This is a genomic window from Azospira sp., from assembly GCF_030247495.1.
Classification (GTDB): Bacteria; Pseudomonadota; Gammaproteobacteria; order Burkholderiales; family Rhodocyclaceae; genus Azospira; species Azospira oryzae.
In genome coordinates this window covers 252901-270849 of the sequence record NZ_JAOTRW010000004.1, presented here as the reverse complement: position 1 = coordinate 270849, position 17949 = coordinate 252901, and the positions used below count along the sequence as shown (strand labels likewise).

The following is a 17949-nucleotide window of genomic DNA, read 5'->3' as shown; positions in this document are numbered from 1 at the left end:
AAAATGGGTGAGGTCCCCGGCGGGGACGATACGGAGGGGTATTCTACCCCGCCCTACCGGCCTGCTGGGCGAGGAAGGCGGTGGCGGCCGCCAGCGGCAGGGGGCGGCTGAAGAAGTAGCCCTGCACCTCGTCGCAGCCGTCGGCCGCCAGCATGTCGAGCTGGGCCGAGGTTTCCACTCCTTCGGCCACCACTTCCAGGCCCAGGCTGTGGGCCAGGGCGATGGTGCCGCGGGCGATGGCGGCGTCATCCGGGTCCCGCTCGATGTCGCGCACGAAGGAGCGGTCGATCTTGAGCCGGTCGATGGGGAACAGCTTGAGGTAGGACAGGGACGAGTAGCCGGTGCCGAAGTCGTCGATGGCCAGGGTGACGCCCATGTCGTTGAGGGCCTGCAGGGTGGTGATGGCCTCCTCCGGCCGTTCCATGACCCCGCTCTCGGTGATCTCCAGTTCCAGCAGCACGGCGGGCAGGCCCGTTTCCTGGAGGATGGCGGCCACCCGGCTGGGGAACTCCTTTTCCTTCAGCTGCCGGGTGGACAGGTTCACCGCCATGCGCAGGGGCGGCAGGCCCTGGTCGAGCCAGGCCTTGAGCTGGCGGCAGGCGGCCTGCAGCACCCAGTCGCCGATGCCGACAATGAGGCCGGTTTCCTCGGCGATGGGGATGAAGCGGTCCGGCGGGATCAGGCCGTCCTCCGGATGGCGCCAGCGCAGCAGGGCCTCCACCCCGGTGACCCGGTCGGCGGCGAGGGCGAACTGGGGCTGGAAGTGCAATTCCAGTTCGTCATTGACCATGGCCTGGCGCAGCTTGCGTTCCAGTTCCAGGCGCTCGGTGGCGGCCCGGTTCATGGCCGAGGCGAAGAACTGGAAGTTGTTCCGGCCGATGGCCTTGGCGTGGTACATGGCGGTGTCGGCGTTCTGCATCACCGTCGGCACCGTTTCGCCGTCGTCCGGATAGAGGCTGATGCCGATGGAGGCAGAGGTGTGCAGCTCGTGGGCGCCGACCCGCAGGCTGCGGGCCACGTCCTCGATGATCTTGCCGGCCACGTGGGCCGCATCGTTGGCCCCTTCCACGTCGGGCAGCACCACCACGAACTCGTCGCCGCCGAGGCGGGCCACCGTGTCCGATTCCCGCACGGCGGAGCGCAGGCGGTGGGCGATTTCCATGAGCAGGGAGTCGCCCACGGCGTGGCCGAGGGAGTCGTTGATGGTCTTGAAACGGTCCAGGTCCATGAACATCACCGCCACCTTGTGGCCATGGCGCCGGGCATCGGCCAGGGACTGCTCCAGGCGGGCTTCCAGGGTGAAGCGGTTGGGCAGGCCGGTGAGGGGGTCGTGGTGGGCCAGGTGGTGGATGCGGGCCTCGGTCTCCTTGCGCTCGGTGATGTCGGAGAAGAGGGTGATGTAGTGGGTGAGGGCGCCGCTCTGGGTGTCGTGCACGGCGTTGATGGTCATCCACTTGGGGTAGATCTCGCCGTTCTTGCGCCGGTCCCAGATTTCCCCGGCCCAGGCGCCGGTGTCCCGCAGGATTTCCCACATCTGCCGGTAGAAGTCCTTGTCGTGGCGGCCCGAGGCCAGCATGCGCGGATCCTGGCCCAGCACTTCCTCCTGGGCGTAGCCGGTGATGTCGCAGAAGGCCCGGTTCACCGAGATGATGCGGTTGCCCTGGTCGCAGATCATGATGGCTTCCGGGCTGTTGGCGAAGACCTTTTCCGCCAGCTTCAGCTCGGCCTCGGCCCGGTGGCGGGCGGTGATGTCGGTGTAGATGATGATGGTGCTGCCGTCCCCCAGGTTGACCTGGCGGATTTCCAGCACCGTGCCGTCGGGCCGCTCCCGCAGGACGGCGGTGTTGTTGGGCCGCTGCAGGGCCCGCAGCACGCCCCGGGTGCGCCGTTCCTCGTCCCCCGGGCCGTATTCGCCGCGTCGGGCGTTGAAGCGGACCATGTCCTCCAGGGTCGGGTAGCCCTGGGCGAAGAGGGTGTCGGGCAGGTCCAGCAGGGTGCGGAAGCGCTCGTTGCAGGCGATCATGCGCTGCTCCGGGTCGTACAGGCTGACGCCGTCCGGCAGGTTCTCCAGGATGTTCTGCAGGATGGCGTTCTGGTTGCGCAGGGCCTGTTCGTTGCGCTTGCTTTCGCTGATGTCGGTGTAGGTGGTGATGAAGCCGGTGAGCTGGCCGTCGTCGAAGAGAGGTTCGCCCTGGACCAGGGTGGTGCGTCCGTCCAGGCGGGTGCGCTCGAAGCGGTGGGGCTTGAACTGCATGGCCAGGGCCTTGCGTTCCTGCACGTGCTGTTCCGGGTCGCCGGGGCCGTACTCGCCTCGCTGGGCCGGGTAGCGCACCAGGTCCTCGAAGGGCACCCCGCGGTAGAGGGCTTCGGCGGGCAGGCCCAGGACTTCCCGCATGCCTTCGTTCCACAATTGCAGGCGCAGATGCTCGTCGAAGACGCTGATGCCCTGGGGCATGTTCTGCAGCACCGCCCGCAGCTGGGTGGACTGGCGCCGGTATTCTTCTTCCGCCAGCTTGCGTTCGGTGATGTCCTGGGTGGTGCCGCTGGCCCGCAGGGGCTGGCCCCGGGCGTCCCAGAAGAGTCGGCCCCGGTTGATGAAGTGGCGCAGGCGACCGTCCTGCAGCAGCACCCGGTACTCGACGGCGAAGGTTTCCTCCTTGGCCGCGTTGTGGTCGGTGGCCTGTTGCACCTTGTCCCGGTCCTCCGGGTGCACCAGTTCCAGGAAGTGGGCGTAGGTCAGGGGCTCGCGCGGGTCCAGGCCCACCAGGCGGTAGGCTTCCTCGGAACACCAGAGGCGGCCGCTGCGCAGGTCCCGCTCCCAGCTGCCGATGTGGCCGATGCGCTGGGCTTCCAGCAGGCGGTCCTGGGTGCGCTGCAGTTCCTCCGCCGCCAGTTGTTCCCGTTCGTGGCGCTCGGCGAAGAACTTGCGCTGCTGGCGCAGCAGGTAGAGGGTGAAGGCGCCACCCCCGGCCAGCAACAGCAGGGAGACGCCGTAGGTGAGGAAATTGCGCTGGCGCACCGGGGAGAGGATTTCCTCCGCATCCACCTTGGTCACCAGGATCCAGGGGGTGTCCGCCACCTGCTGGCTGGTGGCCAGGGTCAGCTGGCGGCGGTAGTCGACACCCTCCTGCTGGGGCGCGGCCATGGCCGGGGCGCCGAGCATGCTTTCCTCCCGCCGCAGGTGCAGCTTGAGGGCCGTGTCCTGGCGGTGGCGCAGTTCGTTGAGCACCAGGAAGTCGCTTTCGTCCTGGCGCAGCAGAAGGGTCTCGGCGGTGGCGCTGGGCACCGGACGGGCCTGGATGAGGGGAAAGAGGACGGCGCCGGGGTCGATCCGCTGCACCAGGAAGGCCAGACGCTGGCCGCTGCGGGGGCTGCGGATGACGGCGGCCAGGTCGATGAAGGCATGGCCCTGGGGGTCCAGCTGCAGGTCGCTTAGCTGGGGCTGGTCGCTGTATTCGGCGACCTTGAGCAGGTCCCGGGTGGCTTCGCTGACGCTGCTGTCCTGGGGTGGGGCGGCGGTGCTGAAGCGCACCCGTCCGTCGTCGTCGAGCAGCAGGTAGGCCCGGTTCTCCGGCAATTCGGCCAGGGGGCCCAGGCTCTTCTGCAGGTTGGCCTGGAGTTCTGCCGCCTTGCCCGGGGCCTCGAGCAGGCGCTCCAGGTGCAGACTGTCCTGCCACGATTTTGCCTGGGCCTGCCGTTCGCTGCGCCAGGCGGCCACCTGCTGGGCCTTGAGGTCGGCCACGGCCCGCAGTTCCTGGAAGGTGCGGACGCGTACCGCCGCCTCCTCGCTGTGGGATAGATAGATGTTGGCCAGCCCCAGGCTGACGGCCAGGGAAAAGAAGACGACGACAACGGTCGCCTGAAGGTGGGTTTCGCGGCGCAGGGACATGGCTGGGGCCGGGGTGCTGGCAGGGGGGACAGGCGCCATTATCCCAGATTCCATGGGCCGGATTTGCGCTTTCCGGCTTGCTCCTGGCGGGGGGGTATAGTAATTTGCCGACAGCATAGGGAGGTACGGGGGTGCCTCCTTCGATGTCATACAAATATAAGGCTTGGCTCAGGGAACCCCATGAAAATCCGAACGTTCGTCCTGGCGACCTCCATCCTGGTTGGGTTGCTCTTTTTTGGTGGCAGCTATTGGGCCGTCAGCCGCTCCTTCGACAGCACCGTACGGGATCATGCCCGGGAAGGCGCCAACACCATGGCGCGCATGGCTTTCGTCTCCATGTATGAGTTGATGAGCACCGGCTGGCGCCGGGACCAGGTGGAAAAATTCCTCCAGGGCATGCGCGACGCCACCCGGGGTTCCAACGCCACCGTGGAAATCTATCGGGGTCCCAAGGTCGAGGCCCTCTTCGGCGCCATCGAGCAGCCGCCCCTGGATGAACTGCTGCGCCAGGGTTTTTCCGCCGGCAAGCCCCAGGAGTCCATGCAGGGCTCCTTCATCCGCTTCATCTATCCCCTGCAGGCGGAAAACCGCTGCCTGCGCTGTCACGACAACGCCGCCGTGGGCGACGTGCTGGGCCTGATCGAAGTGCGGCAGAACGTGGGCGGCCTGGTAGACCAGGCCCGGGCCGAATTCTCCTGGTCCCTGGCCATCCTCATGCCCCTGGGCCTGCTGCTGGCGCTGCTGGCCGTGTGGTGGGTGAACCACCGGCTGGAAGGCGCCCTGCGCCATGTGGAGGAGGGCGTGGCCGGCGTCAATGCGGTATCGGACCTGCGCAAGCTGGAACTGCGCGGCAGCCGCCCCGGCTTCGCCGAGCTGACCCGCATCGTCTGCGCCGTCGAGGAGCTGGTGGCCAAGCTGCGGGCCGTGGCGGTGGACAAGGACATGCTCAAGTTCGAGATCGGCCTGCTGGAGAAGTTCGTCATCACCTCGGACATCATCCGTGACTGGACCGAATACGTGAATCACCTGGTGGTGGACATCAACAAGGTGATGAACGCCCACGTGCTTTTCTCCATCTTCCAGATCGACGACGAGCTCTTCGACCTGGAGATTTTCTGGTACCGGGAGCCCTCCGCCGCCACCAAGCAGCGGGTGGAGAGCCACATCCGGGAAGTGCTGAAGCAGAATCCCCGCTTCTCCGTCATCACCTCCTTCACCATTAACCACCACGTGGCCAAGCCCGGTGGCGAGAAGGTGGAACTGGCTGAGGAGGAGGTGCAGCTGCGGGTCAAGTCCTTCTTCGTCGATACGCCGAAGATCGGCGGCATCGTCGGCATCGGCGTCCAGGCCGACGAGCTGGAGGACGACACCCGCCACCTGGTGCTCGATTCCGTGCTGTCCACCCTGCTCAATGTGGTGGGGTCGGTGAAGGCCATCTACAAGTACACCAAGGACCTGGAGTACTACGCCACCCGGGACCCCCTGACGGACCTCTTCAACCAGCGGGTGTTCTGGGAGATGATCGGCTACGAGATCGACCGTTCCTCCCGCCATGACGAGCATTTCGGTCTGCTGCTGATCGACCTGGACAACTTCAAGCTGGTCAACGACAACTACGGCCATGCGGTGGGCGACAAATTCCTCCAGGCCTTCGCCCGGGAGGTGCGGCAGGTGCTACGCAGCGGCGACATCTTCGCCCGCTATGGCGGCGACGAGTTCGTGGTGATCCTGCCCGAGGCCGACCTGGAGCAGACCTCCGTCATCGCCCAGCGCATTCTCGAGGCCTCCCGGCAGAGCAGCGTCACCGCCTTCAACGGCGACGTAGTGCACGGCACGGCTTCCATCGGCCTGGCCGTGTATCCGGACCACGCCACCGAGCCCAAGGACCTCTTCCTCTTCGCCGACAACATGATGTACAAGGCCAAGGCGGAGGGTAAGGAGCGGGTCGCCATTCCCACGGCGGACGACGTCATGGAAGTGTTCCGCGACATCTCCCAGAAGAGCGTCACCATCCTCAAGGCCATCGACGAACGGCGGCTGATCCCCTTCTTCCAGCCCATCCTGGATGTCCAGGCCGGCGTGGTGGTGGGCTACGAGGTGCTGTCCCGCATCGAGGTGGACGGGGAAATCATGCGGGCCGACGAGTTCGTCGAGATCGCCGAGAAAATCGGTGTCATCCACCGCCTCGACTGTCTGGTGATCGAACTGGCCCTGCAGAAGCTGGCGGCGGAAGGGCACGAGGGTTACATCTTCCTCAACCTCTCGCCCCGGGCCATGGTGCTCAACGAGTTCGCCCGCTCCCTGCGCCAGATCGTGGCCGATTCCGGTATTCCGCCGGAGCGCATCGTCTTCGAGATCACCGAGCGGGATACGGTGAAGAACCTGGCCCTGATGGAGCGTTTCCTCAACGACCTGAAGTTCGACGGCTTCAAGCTGGCCATCGACGACTTCGGTTCAGGCTTCTCCTCCTTCCACTACCTGCGTCGCTTCCCGGTGGATTTCCTCAAGGTGGAGGGGGACTTCGTGGTCAATATCCTGCACAGCACCAAGGATCGGGCCTTCGTCCAAAGCATGCAGTCCCTGGCCCACGAACTGGGCATCCAGGTCATTGCCGAATTCGTCGAAACCGGCGAGGTGCTGGACGAGTTGAAGCGCATGGGCATGGACATGGCCCAGGGCTATTACATCGGCCGTCCCGACCGGGAAATCCGCAAGCCCGCCTGAGCACGGGGCGGGCCGGCGGCCTAGAGGCCGGCCCGCAGCCAGTCCCGCCAGGCGGCGAAGACGCCGGGGTCCAGGGCGGCGACGATGCGCCGGCGCCACAGGTCGTCGGCGTGGAAGTCGTCCTGCTCCAGGGTGCACATGTGGCCGCCCGCTTCCTTCAGGATCAGACAGCCGGCGGCGTAATCCCACAGCATCTGGCCGCCGTGCACCGCCACGTCGATGCGGCCCGCGGCCACCTGGCACCACTCCAGGGCGCTGCTGCCGAAATTACGCTGGGAGAAGAAGGGCGGTGCCGTGGCGATGCGGACGGCCAGTTCCCGGGGCAGGCGTTTCAGGTCCACATTGGCCACCGCCTGGTCCAGGCTGCCGGCCACCCGGCGCAGGGGCAGGCGCTTGCCGTTCACGTAGGCGCCACCGCCCTCCCAGGCATAGAAAAGTTCGTTGGTGATGGGGTTGTAAGTGATGCCCAGGCGGGGCTTGCGCTCCCGCAGCAGGGCGATGGAGACGGCGAAGACGGGCAGGCCATTGACGAAGTTGGTGGTGCCGTCGATGGGATCGATGCACCACACGTCCCCGTTGCCCGCCTCCAGGGCGGCTTCCTGTTCGGCCCGGCTCATTTCCTCGCCGATCACCGGGCAGGGCACGATTTCCGGCAGGCGCTGCAGGAGAAAGCTCTGGCACGCCAGGTCCGCTTCCGAGAGCAGGGTGCCGTCATCCTTGCGGTGGTGGATGGCCTTCATGAAACGGGGCACGATGGCTTCCCGGGCCACCTGGTGTACGGCTGCGATGACCGTTTCAACCGTGTGCCGGTTGGCGTTGTCGGCGTAGCGCATTGAACGGCTCCGGCTCAGGTGTCACGCCATTTCAGGGAACAGCCGATGCTCGGCGTCTGCTCCGCCGGGCCGCGGCCGCCGGCGGCCACCAGGGTCATGGCCTCGAACAGCTCCCGGCGGGCATCGGGGCGGGGGGCATTGCGGCCCGTGTCGTCCAGGCGGCCCCGGTACTGCAGTTGCAGGTCGGCGTTGAAGCCGAAGAAATCCGGGGTGCACACGGCGCCGTAGGCCCGGGCCACGGCCTGGCTGTCGTCCAGCACATAGGGGAAGGGCAGGTCCCACTGGCTGGACAGGGCCTGCATCTGGGCAAAGCCGTCTTCCGGGTAGGCCGCCGTGTCGTTGCTCATGACGGCAATGCTGCCGATGCCGTGGTGGTCGCGCAATTCCCGGCAGTCCCGCACCAGGCGCTCGAGAATGGCTTTGACGTAGGGGCAGTGGTTGCAGATGAACATCACCAGCAGGCCCCGGGGACCCCGGGCGCTGGCCGGGCCGTGCTGGCGGCCGTCGGTGCCGGGGAGGAGGAAATCCGGCGCTTGCCAACCGAAGTCGCAGAGCGGCGTGGTGAGGCTGACCATGGGGAAACTCGCTTTCTGTCAGGGTATGGCAGAGCGGCCCCGATTCTCTGGAACTGGCCCGCAAGCCCCGTGGATGCACGGGAATGGGCGACGTAAGGGCGCGCGCGCCTATAATAGCACGATGACCGATCCCCGCTTTTTCTGCTCCCCCGAGGCCCTCAGCCTGAGTCCCGGGGCCTCCGTGGACCTGCCCGAAGGTCCGGCCCGTCATGCCGCCCGGGTATTGCGCCTGCAGGCCGGCGACGGCCTCATCCTCTTCGACGGCCGGGGCGGCGAGTACGGCGCCAGCATCGAGGCCGTGGCCAAGGACCGGGTGCGGGTGCGCCTGGGCGAGCACCAGCCCCGGGAATGCGAGTCGCCCCTGGCCCTGACCCTGATCCAGGCCCTGCAGGGCGGGGACAAGATGGACTTCACCCTGCAGAAGGCGGTGGAACTGGGCGTCAGCCGCTTCCAGCCGGTCTCCAGCCGGCGCAGCGTGGTGCGCCTGGACGGCGAGCGGGCGGCCAAGCGCCTGGAGCACTGGCGTGGCGTCGCTGTTTCCGCCTGCGAGCAGTGCGGCCGCAACCGGCTGCCGGAAGTGGCGCCCCTATTGCCTTTGGAGCGGGCCCTGGGCCAGGCGGAGAGCGCTTCCCGGCGCTTGGTGCTGCTGCCCGGCGCCGCCGTGTCCCTGGCGGCCATGGCGCCGCCGGACGGTCCCGTGTCCCTGCTGGTGGGGGCCGAAGGCGGCCTGGCGCCGGAGGAGGCGGAAGCGGCGGTGGCCGCCGGCTTCACCCCGGTGAGCCTGGGCCCCCGGGTGTTGCGTACCGAAACGGCGGGCCTGGCGGCCCTGGCAGCGATTCAGGCCCTGTGGGGCGATTTCAGGGGAGGTTGAGTCATGTTTGAATCGGCGGAACTGGAACACCGGGTCGACAAGAAGGATTTCGATGCCCAGGTGCCCCAGCTGCGGGCAGACCTGCTGGATGCCCAGTACGACGTGCTGCAGGCCAAGCGCTTCCCGGTGATCATCCTGGTGAACGGCGTGGACGGGGCCGGCAAGGGCGAGACGGTGAATCTGCTCAACTCCTGGATGGACCCGCGCCACATCGACACACACGCTTTCCCGCCTCCCTCCGACGAGGAGCGGGAGCGGCCGCCCATGTGGCGCTTCTGGCGTTCCCTGCCGCCCAAGGGCCGGGTCGGCATCATGTTCGGCAACTGGTACACCGACCCCATCCAGGGCCGGGTGAACGGCACCTTCAAGGCTTCCGAGCTGGACCAGCGCCTGGAGGAGATCGTCCGCTTCGAGAAGATGCTCACCGACGAAGGCGCCCTGCTCATCAAGTTCTGGTTCCACCTTTCCAAGAACGACCAGAAAAAGCGTCTCAAGGCCCTCTCCAAGGACCCCAAGCAGAGCTGGCGGGTGAGCGAGCAGGACTGGTGGCGCTACGAGCATTACGACGAATACCGGGAAGTCTCCGAACACGCCCTGCGTCACAGCAGCACCGGCAATGCTCCCTGGGTGGTGGTGGACGGCTTCGACGAGCGCTACCGTTCCCTGGCCGTGGGCCGCATCGTGCTGGATGCCATGCGCCGCCGCCTGGCCCGGCCGGACAGCAACCTGCGCATCGCCGCCGCCCCCTTCCAGCGACCGGTGCCCGGGGAGAACCTGCTCACCGCCCTGGACATGTCCAAGGCCCTGGCCAAGAAGAAGTACGAAAGCGAGCTGGCCGAGTGGCAGGGCCGGCTCAACGCCCTGTGCCGGGACGAGCGCTTCCAGGGCCGTTCCCTCATCGCCGTCTTCGAGGGCAATGACGCCGCCGGCAAGGGCGGCACCATCCGCCGCATCACCAGTGCCCTGGATGCCCGCCAGTACCGCATCGTGCCCATCGCCGCCCCCACCGAGGAAGAGCGGGCCCAGCCCTACCTGTGGCGCTTCTGGCGCCAGGTGCCGCGCCACGGCCGGGTCACCATCTTCGACCGTTCCTGGTACGGCCGGGTGCTGGTGGAGCGGGTCGAGGGCTTTTGCGGCGAGGCCGACTGGATGCGGGCCTACGCCGAGATCAACGACTTCGAGGACCAGCTGGTGCGGGACGGCGCCGTGGTCGCCAAGTTCTGGCTGGCCATCAGCAAGGACGAGCAGTACCGCCGCTTCAAGGAGCGGGAGGACACCCGCTTCAAGCGCTTCAAGATCACCGACGAAGACTGGCGCAACCGGGAAAAGTGGGACGACTACGAGCAGGCGGTGTGCGACATGGTGGACCGCACCAGCACCGAAATCGCCCCCTGGACCCTGGTGCCGGCCAACGACAAGAACTACGCCCGCATCCATGTCTTGCGCACGCTGTGCGAGCATCTGGAAAGGTCGTTGAAAAAAGACCCCGCCAAGAGCGGGAAAAAGAAATGAGACTGTCGTAAAGTCTCCCCTTGCCCATCGTGCGCTTGCCCTCAGAACAGCCCGCCCATGACCGATAACGCCCTGCCCAACGCCGCCCAGTTCGTCGCCTGGTTCCGTTCCGTCGCGCCCTACGTCAATGCCTTCCGCGGCAAGACCTTCGTCGTCGCCTTCGGCGGCAAGTCCATCTCCGGCCCCCTGGCCCGCACCTTCGCCTACGACGTCAGCCTGCTGGCCAACCTGGGGGTGCGCCTGGTGCTGGTGCATGGCTCCCGCCCCCAGATCGAGGAAGAGCTGCAGGAGAAAGGCCTGGAAAGCCGCTTCCACGCCGGCCAGCGCATCACCGATGCGGATACCCTGGACTGCGTCATCGATGCCGTCGGCAGCGTGTACCTGGAAGTGGAGGCCCTCCTTTCCCAGGGGCTGCCCAACACGCCCATGGCCGGCAACACCATCCGGGTGGTGGGCGGCAACTTCATCACCGCCCGCCCCATGGGGGTGCTGGACGGGGTGGACCTGCAATACACCGGCGCCGTGCGCAAGATCGACGCGGAAGGGCTGAAAGCCCAGCTGGGCCTGGGCAACATCGTCCTGCTCTCCAACCTGGGGGCCAGTCCCACCGGCGAAATCTTCAACCTTTCCATGGAAGAAGTGGCGGAGGAGGCGGCCAAGGCCCTGGGGGCGGACAAGCTGATTTTCCTCACCGACAGCCAGGGCGCCACCGATGCGGAGGGCAACCTGCTGGACGAGCTGACCGCCGACGCGGCGGAACAGCTGGCCCGGGTCGGCGAATGGCTGTCGCCGGACCTGAAGCGCTACCTGCCCTGTGCCGTGCGCGCCAGCCGGCGGGGTGTGGGCCGGGTGCATATCATCGGCTATGAACTGGACGGCGCCGTCCTGCACGAGTTGTTCACCCACGACGGCGTCGGTACCGTGGTCACCCGGGACCCCCTGGATACCCTGCGGGATGCCAAGCCCGACGACATCGGCGGCCTGGTGGGCCTGATCGCCCCCCTGGAAGAGGACGGCACCCTGGTGCACCGGCCCCGGGAACTGCTGGAGCGGGAAATCGGCCGCTTCTCGGTGGTGGAGCACGATGGCGTCATCGTCGGCTGCGCCGCCCTCTACCCCTACGCGGAAGACGGGCAGAAGGCCAAGACGGCGGAGCTGGCCTGCCTGGCAGTCTCGCCGGAACATCGCCGCTGGGGCTACGGCGAACGCCTGATGCAGCACATCGAGGTCAAGGCCAAGGCGGCCGGGGTCAAGCGGCTGTTCGTGCTCACCACCCGCACCACCCACTGGTTCATCGAACGGGGCTTTGCCCTGGCCTCGGTGGACGAGCTGCCGGAAGAAAAACGCCACATGTACAACCTGCAGCGCCGCTCCAAGGTGCTGATGAAGAGTCTGGGCAAGTAGGGCCTCGCGCCCCATGGCCCCACAGTGACTGGGGGCTTTGGCGGTACGGCGGTGGCCTCGCGATATAATCATCCCCAATCAATTTCTGGAGGAAGCACCATGGCAAGAACCGTCAACTGCATCAAGCTGGGCCGGGAGGCCGAAGGCCTGGATTTCGCCCCCTACCCGGGCGAACTGGGCAAACGCATTTTCGAGAACGTCTCCAAGGAAGCCTGGCAGCAGTGGATTCGCCTGCAGACCATGATCATCAACGAGAACCGTCTCAACCTGGCCGACCAGCGCCATCGCCAGTACCTGGCCGAGCAGCTGGAAAAGCACTTCTTCGGCGAAGGCGCCGAACAGGTGCAGGGCTACGTGCCGCCCCAGTCCTGAAACCAAGGGCTGCAGAAAAAAAACCGCGGAATCCCCGCGGTTTTTTTGTCTCTGATCTGTTTGCGATCTGCCGAGGCCGAGCTTTAGCGAGCGTAGCGCAGCAGGCGGCGCCCATCGTCAGTGGTATGGCAGCGGTAGATTTCAGGGCCCAAGAAGACGCCATAGGCATTGCGCACCATCACCTCCACCTGAAAGGTACGGGCTGTGGTCTGCCGGCTTGCCCCGTAGGCGATGATGTCGGACTGGCCGCCGCTGACCTGATGGATGCGTACAGTTTCCGGGTTTTCAATGCGGAAGTGTTCGACGAAGCGGTCGCGGCAAAGCTGGGCGCCCAGTTCCTTGGGGCCGCCGCCATCCTGAAGGATGGTGCCGCTGGCGTAGTGTTTCAGTTCCCGCCCATCCGGGCAGGGCTTGTCGCTGAAGGTATTGCCGCAGCGGTACATACCGCCTGCCTGGGCCGCCAGTTGCACAGCCGCCAGTATCAGTCCCATCGCCCATCGTCCTTTCCGCTTCATCGTCGCTCCCTGTTTGCTTATTACAGGAGCATAACCCAGTTTGGTTCGGCAAAGAAAAAGCCGCCCGCAGGCGGCTTGTGCCAGTCAGCTGGAGACTGAATCCAGCAGGGGGGGCGGTTCAGCTGTTGGCGATTTCCCGGTCGATTTCTTCCAGGGTGGCGTGGCGCACGTTGAGGCCCTTGACCATGTAGATCACGTATTCGGCGATGTTCTTGGCGTGGTCGCCGACCCGCTCGATGGCCTTGGCGATGGACATGATGTCCAGGGAGCGGGAGATGGTGCGGGGGTCTTCCATCATGTAGGTGATGAGCTGGCGCACCACGGAGCTGTATTCCACGTTCACCGCCTCGTCCTGGTGCACCACTTCGGCGGCGGCCGTGACGTTGAGGCGGGCAAAGGCGTCCAGGGCCGTGTGCAGCATCTCCAGGGACAGGTCGGCCATGTGCCGCAGTTCCACGTCCGGGGTGAAGGAGGTGTGCTGGGCGTTGAGAGCCAGGCCCAGGCGGCCGATCTTGTGGGCCTTGTCGCCGATACGCTCCAGATCGGAAATGGCCTTGATCACGGTGGTGATCATGCGCAGGTCGATGGCGGTGGGCTGGCGCTTGGCGATGACCTGGTTGCAGGCTTCGTCCAGCTCGATTTCCAGCTGGTTCACCCGGGCATCCTCCCGGACTACCGCTTCGAGCAGGCTGGTATCGGCAGCGTAGAGGCCCTGCATGGCCTTCTTCACCTGTTGCTCGACCAGTCCGCCCATCTGCAGCACACGGGTGCGCAGGCTTTCCAGCTCGATATCGAATTGCTTGTAGGTATGTTCGCTCATGGCTTCCATGGTCGCGGTCCTGTTGGGGTCAGAACCGGCAACGTTAGCAGGCTAATGTGACAGGGAAGTTTCAGCGCCCCCGCCGTTCCGGTCAAGCGCTAAGTGTCTTGACCCCTTCCGGGGTGCCCATCAGCAGGATGTCGGCACCGCGACGGGCGAAGAGGCCGTTGGTCACGACGCCGACGATCTGGTTGATGCGGCTTTCCAGATCCACCGGATCGGCGATGGAGAGGCCGTGTACATCGAGAATGATGTTGCCGTTGTCGGTAAGGAAGCCCTCGCGCAGCTTCGGCGTGCCTCCCAGCTTGGCCAGCTCCCGCGCCACCTGGGCCCGGGCCATGGGGATCACTTCCACCGGCAGGGGGAACTTGCCCAGGGCCTGGACCAGCTTGGAGCCGTCGGCGATGCAGATGAAGGTCTCGGCCACGGCGGCCACGATCTTCTCCCGGGTCAGGGCGCCGCCGCCGCCCTTGATCATGTGCAGCTTGGGCGTCACCTCGTCGGCACCATCCACATACACGGGCATGGTACTGACGTCGTTGAGGTCCAGCACCGGGATGCCGTGGCCCTTGAGGCGGGCGGCCGTGGCTTCGGAGCTGGCCACGGCGCCGCGGAAGCGGCCCTTCATGGCGGCCAGGGCGTCGATGAAACAGTTGGCGGTGGAGCCGGTGCCGACGCCGATGATGGCATCTTCGGCGACGCGGCTGGCCACGTAATCGGCAGCGGCACGGGCCACTGCCTGCTTGAGTTCGTCCTGGGTCATGGGGGAATCCGGTGGGGGGGCTGGAAAAGCCCTATTTTACCGGAGGGATTGGCCGCCGGCGGACTCAGGCCTCATTTTCCCGGTAGAGGATGAGCTGGTAGTCGGGGCCGCTCTCCTGGATGCCGGCCAGGCGGATGGGCTGGCGCTTGCCGCCGATGATGAGGTCGGCCCGGCGGTCCGGGGTGTAGGTGTCCGGCGGTACGGCCAGCAGGCGTTCCTCCCGGGAGATGAGGATGGCATCGAGCAGGCCCAGGCCCATGGCTTCGGGAATCTGCTCGTTCCAGGGGCAATCGGCATTCTTGTCCGCCAGCTGCACCTGGGCGCAGGCCGGGATGCCGGGGAAGACGGTCAGGCCGGCATTGGGCTTGCCGTGGCTGCGGCCGAGGCGGCGGATGATGCCGACCCGCCAGTCGATCTCGTGTTCGAGGCGGTACCCCACCAGGGCGCCGATGCTGTGCCAGGGGCGGCGGAAGGGCAGGCGCGCGCCCAGGCCGGCGGCGCTCAGGTCCAGGCCTTCCCAGGTGTCGGTGATCTGCTGGATGCCCGTGCTTTCCAGGGCCTGGAGCACTTCCAGGGGTGTCTTGGGCGGCGCCTGCTTTTCCTCCTCGGGACGGGCGCCACCCTCGACCCGATGCAGGTCCAGGATGCGGACGTGGCCCTTGTAGTCCAGGGTGCGGCCGGAGCGGGCGAATTCGGCGGCGGCGATGGCGCGCCGGGCCATGGAGAGGCCGGCCACCACCAGCAGATTGGCCGCCAGGGGCGTACGTTCCTGCTGGCGCGTCGGTGGGGTGAGGGACCAATGCTGGATCAGCAGATGGAGGAGATCCATGGCCGTGCGGGTGTCGCACTGGCAGTTGTCCAGCCAATCCGGCAGCTTGCCGCTGGTTTGCAGCGTGGCGCGCAGCTTGATGAGTTGTGCCTGGGCCGGGCCGGGGCCGAAATAGCGCCAGGAAGGACCCATTTCCTGGCCGGGGCTGCAACGACTGGGGCCGTCGGTGGCTTCCAGATTGATGCGGAAAGGCGTCTGGGAGGTAAAGCTGTCGATGAACAGGCAGTGGGATTCCACCTTGCGGATGGTGCGGTCCAGCGCTTCCATCTGGGGCGGTGTCAGGTTGGACAGCGGCACGGACTCGAACAGGACTCCGACCAGGTATTCACGCCAGACGCTGGTGGTTTCCGGCAGGTCCGGGTAGGCACTGACCTTGCCGTGCAACAGTCCCAGGTTACGGGCCAGAAACAGGACTTCGTGGCAGGTCCTCCACCACAGGGCATCCGGTCCCACATAGTTGAACTGGGCGATCTTCTTGCCCCACACCAGGGCCTGCATGGTGCGTACCGCCAACTTGGTGAGGCGGGTGCGATCGGGCTCCTTGCCCGACTGGATTGCCTGCTGGGCCAGAGCTTCGAGCACGTGGCGATAGGCCTGGTAGGCGCTCCGGTAGTGGTGCTCCAGGGTCTTCAGCAGACGATCGGCCAGGTAGTCCTGGCGGTTGTCGTTGAAATAATTGATCCAGGCTTCAGCCAGGGCCGGCTGGATGTTCTCGTCCAGGCGTTCCACTGCCCGGGCGACACTTTCCGGCGGCATGTCGGCGGAAAGCTGTTCCGGGTGTTCCAGCCACTGATCCACATCCTGCAGGGTGGTTTGCGGATTGACCCGCGGAATCTGGGCCAGATAGGCGTCAATCCCCTTGTCGCTGCCCAGGGGGTGATCGCTGCCAGAATTCTTCAGGCGGGAAGTGATCCAGTTAAGCATGATGGTCTGTCACGCAGGTGCAATAAGGGGAGGAGTCTATTCCTTTTTTCTTTGAAAATTAAGGAGTCTCGGGGTTCCCCCCGGTTTTGCACAAAAAGTAAAAGGCCGCCCGGGGTGGGCGGCCTTGCGGGGTGGTGCTTGCCGGCAGGTGGCGGCCGGCTTATTTCTTTTTCATCGGCGGCAGGTCGGTGCAGCTGCCGTGGGCCACTTCCGCCGCCATGCCGATGGATTCGCAGAGGGTCGGATGGGGGTGGATGGTCTTGCCGATATCCACCGCATCGCAGCCCATTTCCACGGCCAGGCAGACTTCGCCGATGAGGTCGCCGGCGTTCATGCCGACGATGCCGCCGCCCAGCAGGCGATGGCTTTCGGCGTCGAACAAGAGCTTGGTGAAGCCTTCCTCGGCGCCGTTGGCGATGGCCCGGCCGCTGGCTGCCCAGGGGAACACGGCTTTTTCAAACTTTATGCCATCGTTCTTGAGCTGGTCTTCGGTCTTGCCGGCCCAGGCGATTTCCGGATGGGTGTAGGCCACGCTGGGAATCTGCAGGGCGTCGAAGGCAGCCTTCTCGCCGGCGGCGACCTCGGCGGCGACGTGGGCTTCATGCACCGCCTTGTGGGCCAGCATGGGTTGGCCGACGATGTCGCCGATGGCGAAGATGTGGGGCACGTTGGTGCGCATCTGGGCATCCACATTGATGAAGCCCCGGTCGGTGACGGCGACGCCGGCCTTGTCGGCGGCGATCTTCTTGCCGTTGGGAGTACGGCCGACCGCCACCAGCACCAGGTCGAAGGCTTCCTTCTCGCCGGTGGAGTAGGTGACCTCGATACCTTCGGCCTTGGCCTCGGCGGCGGTGACGCCGGTGGCCAGCAGGATGCGGTCGAAGCGCTGGGTGTTCTTCTTCTCCCAGACCTTGACCAGATCCCGGTCGGCGCCGGGCATCAGGCCCGGGCCCAGTTCCACCACGGTGATACGGGTGCCCAGGGCGCTGTACACCGTGGCCATTTCCAGGCCGATGATGCCGCCGCCGATGACCAGCATCTTCTTCGGCACCGAGCGCAGTTCCAGGGCGCCGGTGGAGTCGATGACCCGGGGATCGTCCTTGGGCATGAAGGGCAGGGCCACGGGCTGGGAGCCGGCGGCGATGATGGCGTTCTTGAACTTCACCACCTGCTTCTTGCCGTCGGCCGCTGTGACTTCGATGTGGTGCGGGTCGATGAACTGGCCCACGCCCTGCACGTGCTGCACCTTGCGGCCCTTGGCCATGCCGGCGAGACCGCCGGTGAGCTTGCCCACCACCTTTTCCTTGTGGGCGCGCAGCTTGTCCACATCCACCTGGGGGGCGGCGAAGGTGACGCCGCAGTCGGCCAGGTGCTGGGCTTCTTCCAGTACCGCGGCTACATGCAGCAGGGCCTTGGAGGGAATGCAGCCGACGTTGAGGCAGACGCCGCCCAGGGTCGGGTAGCGTTCCACCAGCACGGTCTTGAGACCCAGGTCGGCGGAGCGGAAGGCGGCGGAGTAGCCGCCGGGGCCGGCGCCCAGCACCAGCATGTCGCATTCGACGTCGGCACCGCCGCCGTGGCTTCCAGCCACGGGGGGCGGAGCTGCTGCAGGAGCGGGCGCTGCCGCCGGGGCGGCGGGTTGGGGCGCCGGGGCTGCAGCAGCCGCGCCGGCTTCCACCACCACGATCACCGTGCCTTCGGCCACCTTGTCGCCCAGCTTGACCTTGATTTCCTTGACCACGCCGGCAGCCGACGAGGGCACGTCCATGGTGGCCTTGTCGGACTCCAGGGAGACCAGGGGGTCTTCCACCTTCACCGTGTCGCCGACCTTCACGAACACTTCAATGACGGGCACGTCCTTGAAGTCGCCGATATCCGGGACTTTCACTTCAACCAGTTGGCTCATGTTCTCTCTCCC

Annotated in this window: 13 protein-coding genes; 5 read left to right on the top strand and 8 right to left on the bottom strand. The window is 66.3% G+C overall.

Going from position 1 to position 17949, the window contains the following annotated elements:
• Nucleotides 1-43: 43 nt before the first annotated feature.
• Nucleotides 44-3889, bottom strand: a complete 3846-nt coding sequence (locus OEL49_RS07195) for an EAL domain-containing protein (protein ID WP_287874321.1) — start codon at nt 3887-3889, stop codon at nt 44-46.
• Nucleotides 3890-4069: 180 nt separating this feature from the next.
• Between OEL49_RS07195 and OEL49_RS07190 the strand changes: the two genes are divergently transcribed.
• Entirely contained in the window at nt 4070-6613 is a 2544-nt protein-coding gene (locus OEL49_RS07190) for a putative bifunctional diguanylate cyclase/phosphodiesterase (protein ID WP_014236653.1), read from the top strand.
• Between the two features lie 20 nt (nt 6614-6633).
• On the opposite strand, the gene OEL49_RS07185 is transcribed toward OEL49_RS07190, so the two are convergent.
• Nucleotides 6634-7446 carry an inositol monophosphatase family protein gene (locus OEL49_RS07185; protein WP_014236654.1) on the bottom strand — a complete coding sequence of 271 codons (813 nt, stop codon included), beginning with the start codon at nt 7444-7446 and terminating at the stop codon, nt 6634-6636.
• A gap of 14 nt (nt 7447-7460) precedes the next feature.
• Nucleotides 7461-8021 (bottom strand): thioredoxin family protein, encoded by a 561-nt coding sequence (locus OEL49_RS07180; RefSeq protein ID WP_287874320.1) that lies wholly within the window; start codon nt 8019-8021, stop codon nt 7461-7463.
• A gap of 121 nt (nt 8022-8142) precedes the next feature.
• Between OEL49_RS07180 and OEL49_RS07175 the strand changes: the two genes are divergently transcribed.
• From OEL49_RS07175 to OEL49_RS07160, 4 genes are all read left to right on the top strand, one after another.
• On the top strand, nt 8143-8892 hold the full coding sequence (locus tag OEL49_RS07175) for a 16S rRNA (uracil(1498)-N(3))-methyltransferase (protein WP_287874319.1): 750 nt from the start codon (nt 8143-8145) through the stop codon (nt 8890-8892).
• A gap of 3 nt (nt 8893-8895) precedes the next feature.
• Nucleotides 8896-10404 (top strand): polyphosphate:AMP phosphotransferase, encoded by a 1509-nt coding sequence (gene pap / locus OEL49_RS07170; protein ID WP_014236657.1) that lies wholly within the window; start codon nt 8896-8898, stop codon nt 10402-10404.
• Nucleotides 10405-10461: 57 nt separating this feature from the next.
• Nucleotides 10462-11808, top strand: coding sequence for an amino-acid N-acetyltransferase (gene argA / locus OEL49_RS07165; RefSeq protein ID WP_205230837.1), 1347 nt, complete (start codon nt 10462-10464; stop codon nt 11806-11808).
• 99 nt (nt 11809-11907) lie between these two features.
• Entirely contained in the window at nt 11908-12180 is a 273-nt protein-coding gene (locus OEL49_RS07160) for an oxidative damage protection protein (protein WP_287874318.1), read from the top strand.
• An 83-nt stretch (nt 12181-12263) separates the two neighbouring features.
• Here OEL49_RS07160 and OEL49_RS07155 read toward each other — a convergent pair whose 3' ends face one another.
• From OEL49_RS07155 to lpdA, 5 genes are all read right to left on the bottom strand, one after another.
• Nucleotides 12264-12671: a hypothetical protein gene (locus tag OEL49_RS07155; RefSeq protein ID WP_287874317.1), complete on the bottom strand. Its 408-nt coding sequence runs from the start codon at nt 12669-12671 to the stop codon at nt 12264-12266.
• Nucleotides 12672-12813: 142 nt separating this feature from the next.
• Nucleotides 12814-13524, bottom strand: coding sequence for a phosphate signaling complex protein PhoU (gene phoU, locus OEL49_RS07150; protein ID WP_014236661.1), 711 nt, complete (start codon nt 13522-13524; stop codon nt 12814-12816).
• Nucleotides 13525-13606: 82 nt separating this feature from the next.
• Complete coding sequence (rpiA, locus tag OEL49_RS07145; protein WP_014236662.1) at nt 13607-14278, bottom strand: ribose-5-phosphate isomerase RpiA; 672 nt, start codon at nt 14276-14278, stop codon at nt 13607-13609.
• A gap of 64 nt (nt 14279-14342) precedes the next feature.
• Entirely contained in the window at nt 14343-16031 is a 1689-nt protein-coding gene (locus OEL49_RS07140) for a hypothetical protein (protein WP_014236663.1), read from the bottom strand.
• A gap of 160 nt (nt 16032-16191) precedes the next feature.
• Complete coding sequence (lpdA, locus tag OEL49_RS07135) at nt 16192-17937, bottom strand: dihydrolipoyl dehydrogenase (RefSeq protein WP_014236664.1); 1746 nt, start codon at nt 17935-17937, stop codon at nt 16192-16194.
• Nucleotides 17938-17949: the final 12 nt, after the last annotated feature.